The organism is Pseudomonas sp. 24 E 13 (assembly GCF_900004715.1).
Lineage (GTDB): Bacteria > Pseudomonadota > Gammaproteobacteria > Pseudomonadales > Pseudomonadaceae > Aquipseudomonas > Aquipseudomonas orientalis_A.
Genome location: NZ_CVTO01000135.1, coordinates 1 through 3829, shown reverse-complemented (window position 1 = coordinate 3829; position 3829 = coordinate 1). Strand labels below are relative to the sequence as shown.

The 3829-nt window shown below is 62.8% G+C and carries 3 protein-coding genes; all 3 read right to left on the bottom strand.

Features of this window, described 5'->3' with window-relative positions; genetic code table 11:
- Window positions 1-145 precede the first annotated feature (145 nt).
- Entirely contained in the window at window positions 146-1675 is a 1530-nt protein-coding gene (locus BFP90_RS16960; RefSeq protein ID WP_065897509.1) for a DHA2 family efflux MFS transporter permease subunit, read from the bottom strand.
- Window positions 1675-2874 (bottom strand): HlyD family secretion protein, encoded by a 1200-nt coding sequence (locus BFP90_RS16955; RefSeq protein ID WP_065894898.1) that lies wholly within the window; start codon window positions 2872-2874, stop codon window positions 1675-1677. The genes BFP90_RS16960 and BFP90_RS16955 overlap by 1 nt, the downstream gene beginning before the upstream one ends.
- Before the next feature lie 15 nt (window positions 2875-2889).
- On the bottom strand, window positions 2890-3829 hold a 940-nt coding region (locus tag BFP90_RS16950; protein ID WP_141688974.1), incomplete at its 5' end, for an efflux transporter outer membrane subunit.

Genomic DNA, 3829 nt, shown 5'->3' with positions numbered 1-3829 from the left:
GATCAAAAGCAGATCAAGATCAAGAGCGACTCGCTTCGCATCGTGGTTACGGTTGAGCGCTACAGAGTTGATGCATCTGTGACTGACCCACCGCCATCGGGGGCAAGCCCCCTCCCACAGTTGATTGCATTTCAGCCCTGGGCAGTCAGTGCCCCGAAGCCGCAGGCCCGGCCTTCGCGGTAAACGGCGGTTTGGCCAGCCACACCAGCAACATCAAGCCCGCGAAGATCCACCCCATCAAGGTGAAATAGTCCACGGTAGACATCATGTAGGCCTGGCTGGTGAGGATCTGGTCCAACTGCGCATACGCTTTGTGCCCCGCCCCGCCGAGGGCCTGTATCGCGTCGCGCGTGGTCGAGTCATAAGTGGTCATGTTCTCGCTCATGTACGCATGGTGCTGGTCGGCGCGGCGAATCCAGATCCAGGTGGTGAGCGAGGCCGCGAAGCTGCCGCCCAAGGTGCGCAAGAACGTTGCCAGCCCCGCGCCGTCGGCAATCTGCTGCGGCGGCAGGTCGGACATCAGGATGCTCAAGGTCGGCATGAAGAACAGCGCCACGCCGATCCCCATGAACAGCTGCACCAGGGCGATGTGGGTGAAGTCCACCTCATTGGTGAAGCCTGCGCGCATGAAGCAGCTCAAACCCATCGCCAGGAACGACAACCCCGCCAGCAGGCGCAAGTCGAATTTGTGCGCGTATTTGCCCACGAACGGTGACATCAGCACCGGCAGAATGCCGATCGGCGCCACCGCCAGGCCGGCCCAGGTGGCGGTGTAGCCCATCTGGGTTTGCAGCCACTGCGGCAGGATCAGGTTGATGCCAAAGAAGCCCGCGTACCCGCCGATCAACACAATGGTGCCGATGCGGAAGTTGCGGTAGGCGAACAGGCGCAGGTTCACCACCGGGTGCTTGTCGGTCATCTCCCAGATCACGAACACCGCCAGGGCAATCGCCGAGATCACTGCACCGATAATGATGAAGTTGGATTCGAACCAGTCCAGGTCATTGCCCTTGTCGAGGATGATCTGCAAGGCGCCGACACCGACGATCAGGCTCAACAACCCCACATAGTCCATCGGCTGGTAGCTGGTGACCACCGGGCGTTTCTTCAACTGCGCACGCACCACCATCACCGCAAAGATGCCGATCGGCACGTTGATGAAGAAGATCCACGGCCAACTGTAGCTGTCGGTGATCCAGCCGCCGAGGATCGGTCCCGCAATCGGCGCCACCACCGTGACCATCGCCAATAGCGCAAGGGCCATGCCGCGCTTGGCCGGTGGGTAGACCGCGATCAGCAGCGTCTGGGTCATCGGGTACAACGGCCCCGCCACCAGTCCCTGCAGCACGCGAAAGCCGATCAACTCGGGCATCGAGGTGGAAATACCGCACAGGAACGAGGCCAGCACGAACAGCATGGTCGCCCACAGGAACAGCTTCACCTCGCCGAAGCGTCGGCTCAACCAACCGGTGAGCGGCAAGGCAATGGCGTTGCTCACCGCAAACGAGGTAATGACCCAGGTGCCCTGCTCCGAACTCACGCCCAGGTTGCCGGAAATGGTCGGCAACGCCACGTTGGCGATGGTGGTGTCGAGCACCTGCATGAAGGTCGCCAGCGACAGCCCGATAGTGGCCATCAGCAGGCTGGGTGGGGTGAACGAGGCGTTATTGCTCATCAGCGTTGCGCAGCCTTGGGAGCGGCGACGCTGTTGTCATGGATCAACTGGTTGATCATGGCATCGGCCTCGACCAGTTGGCGGTCGTACACAGTGGTGGTGAACGAAGCCTTCTGCGGTGGCTGTTGCGCCAGCACCGGGCCGCTCTGGTCGTGCAGGTCCACATTGACCACGGTGCTCAAGCCCACCCGCAACGGATGCTTGGCCAGTTCCTCGGCGTTGATATGGATGCGTACCGGCACACGTTGCACGATTTTGATCCAGTTGCCGGTGGCGTTTTGCGCGGGCAACAGGGCAAACGCGCTGCCGGTGCCGGCGCCGAGGCTGTCGACGGTGCCGCTGTACTTCACGTCGCTGCCGTAGATGTCCGACTCGATGTCCACCGGCTGGCCGATGCGCATATCACGCAGTTGGGTTTCCTTGAAGTTGGCATCGATCCACAGCTGATCCAGCGGAATCACCGCCATCAGCGCGGTACCCGGCTGGACGCGCTGGCCCAGCTGCACGGTGCGCTTGGCCACATAGCCGGTGACGGGTGCGATCAAGGTGCTGCGCGCGTTGGTCAGGTAAGCCTGGCGCAGTTGCGCGGCGGCGGCTTGCACATCCGGGTGGGACGAAATCACCGTGTCATCCACCAGGGCGTTGGTGGTTTTCAGTTGCTGCTCAAGGTTGGTCAAAGCGTTCTTTGCGGCGGTCAGGCTGTCACGGGCGTGGGACAGTTCTTCCTGGGAAATCGCGCCGCCCTGGGCCAGGGTCTTGCGGCGGTTGTAGTTGTCCTGGGCGGTCTGCACGTCGGCTTTCTGCGCGTTGACCTGGGCTTTCATGCCATCGACGTTGCTGTACAAGCCACGCACCTGGCGCACGGTGCGGGCCAGGTTGGCCTGGGCACTTTGCAGGCCGACGGCGGCGTCGTTGGGGTCAAAGTTGACCAGCACCTGGCCTTCGTGGACCAGGTCGCCATCGTCGGCGCCGATGCTGACCACGGTGCCGGTGACCAGCGGGGTGATTTCCACCACGTTGCCGTTCACATAGGCGTCGTCGGTGCTTTCGTTGAAGCGCCCGTAAAGCTCGTACCAGGCCCACACGCCGACGACACCCAAGATGACGATCAGCGCCAGGCCGATCAGCATGACTTTGCGTTTGCGCGGGTTGGTGTCCTTGGGTTGTTCAGTTGCGTTGTTGCTGTCGGCAGTGGCCATGACAAATACCTCAAATTATTCCGTGCGGGTGGCTGGGGTGGTCGCGGCGACGTTGTGGGCGTTGAATCCGCCACCCAGGGCCTGCATCAATTGAATCGACAGGTCGATCTGCGCAGCATTCAGGGTCGCCAACTGACGCTGGGCCTGCAGCAATTGCTGCTCGATGCTGAGCACATCCAGGTAATTACCGATGCCGGAGCTGTAGCGTTGCACCCCGGTGTCGTAGGACTGTTGGGCGATGTCGGCGGCATGTTGCTGCGCCTGGATCTGCCGCCCGGTGTCGCGCAATTGCGACAGGGTGGTGCCGATATCGCCCAGGGCTTGCACCAGGGTCTTGTTGTACTGGGCCACGGCCAGGTCGTAATCGGCGTCGCGGGCATCGAGGTCGGCGCGCAGGCGGCCGCCGTCGAAGATCGGCAGTGATACGGTGGGTGCAATGTTGAAGAAGCGGCTGGCCGAACCAAACATCGCGTCTCCCAGCAACGATTCAGCACCGGCGCTCGCGCTCAGGTTGAGGTTGGGGTAGAAGCGGGTCTTGCTGGCGGCGATGTCCTTGCTCGCGGCTTCCACGCGCCACCGCGCGGCGATCAGGTCCGGCCGCCGGCCAAGCAACTCGGCGGGCAACACGGAAGGCACGGCGACAGCAGCGGGTTTCAATACCGCCGGGCGGGCCAGTTCGTTGCCACGGTCGGGGCCTTTGCCGAGCAATACCGCGAGGGCGATCCTGGCGCTTTGCAGTTGTTTTTCCGCATCGATCAGTTGCGACTGGGCGCTGGCCTCCAGGCTTTCGGTCTGCTGGTACTGGTACTCGCTGTCGATACCGGAACTCAGGCGGCGCTGACTCAGGTCGAGCATCTGGCGGGTGCGCTTGAGGTCGTCCACGGCCAGGTCGCGCACGATATGCGCCTGGCCCAGGTCGCTGTAGGCCTTGGCCACGTTGGCCGCCAGGGTCAGG

Excerpts from the sequence above, each read along its gene's own strand:
- BFP90_RS16960 (WP_065897509.1), bottom strand. The coding sequence starts at position 1,675 with ATGAGCAATAACGCCTCGTTCACCCCACCCAGCCTGCTGATGGCCACT.
- BFP90_RS16955 (WP_065894898.1), bottom strand. The coding sequence starts at position 2,874 with ATGGCCACTGCCGACAGCAACAACGCAACTGAACAACCCAAGGACACC.